Source organism: Thioclava sp. UBA3469, from assembly GCF_002378135.1.
Classification (GTDB): domain Bacteria; phylum Pseudomonadota; class Alphaproteobacteria; order Rhodobacterales; family Rhodobacteraceae; genus Thioclava; species Thioclava sediminum.
The window spans coordinates 16449-17553 of record NZ_DFRG01000232.1; the positions used below are offsets into that span (position 1 = coordinate 16449).

Consider the following 1105-nt stretch of genomic DNA (forward strand, 5'->3'; position numbering starts at 1 on the left):
GGCGACGACGAAGAGTGCAACGGCGGCGACCCGATGTTCTCTCCCTCCCAGCGGATCTGGGGCTACGAGACGCATGACGGCTCGTTCTCGCAGTTCACCCGCGTGCAGGCGCAGCAGTTGATGCCGCGCCCGAAGCACCTGACCTGGGAAGAGGCCGCCTGCTACACGCTGACGCTCGCCACCGCCTACCGGATGCTGTTCGGTCACCACCCACACGAGCTCAAGCCCGGCCAGAACGTGCTGGTCTGGGGCGCCTCGGGCGGCCTTGGCTCCTACGCGATCCAGCTTGCGAACACCGCAGGCGCGAACGCGATCGGCGTGATCTCGGACGAGAGCAAGCGTCAGTTCGTGATGGATCAGGGCGCCAAGGGCGTGATCAACCGCAAGGACTTCAAATGCTGGGGTCAGCTGCCCACGGTCAACACGCCGGAATATAACGAGTGGCTGAAAGAGGCCCGCAAGTTCGGCAAGGCGATCTGGGACATCACCGGCAAGGGCGTGAACGTGGACATGGTCTTCGAACACCCCGGCGAGGCGACCTTCCCGGTCTCGACGCTGATCGTGAAGAAGGGCGGCATGGTCGTGATCTGCGCCGGCACCTCGGGCTTCAACTGCACCTTCGACGTGCGCTACATGTGGATGCACCAGAAGCGCCTTCAGGGCTCGCACTTCGCCAACCTCAAGCAGGCGGCCTCGGCCAACAAGCTGATGGTGGAGCGGCGTCTGGACCCCTGCATGTCAGAGGTCTTCCCGTGGGATCAGATCCCGCAGGCCCATACCAAGATGCTGCGCAACGAGCATAAGCCGGGCAACATGGCCGTGCTGGTTCAGGCCCCGAAGACCGGGCTGCGCACCTTCGAAGACGCGCTGGAAGCGGGCCGCCGCGGCTGACGACCCGTTGTTGTTTCACGGGAAACCCGCGCTCGGGAGGGCGCGGGTTTTCTTTTGGGGTGAGGGACGCGCCCGAGCCTTGGGTGGGCGCTTTGTCCGGTTCGTGGCTGGGCGCTTTATCTCGCAAGCCCGTCGCTCATTCGTGCCCGCGATGACGTCGCCAATGCGCCCTCCCGGGGGGAGGGTCGGGCGCGGCCCGGGGCTAGTCGCCCCG

General features: G+C 65.8%; 1 protein-coding gene. It reads left to right on the forward strand.

Going from position 1 to position 1105, the window contains the following annotated elements:
• A partial coding sequence (gene ccrA, locus B3D39_RS16780; protein WP_286789906.1) for a crotonyl-CoA carboxylase/reductase occupies positions 1–891 on the forward strand: 891 nt, incomplete at its 5' end.
• Positions 892–1105 lie beyond the last annotated feature (214 nt).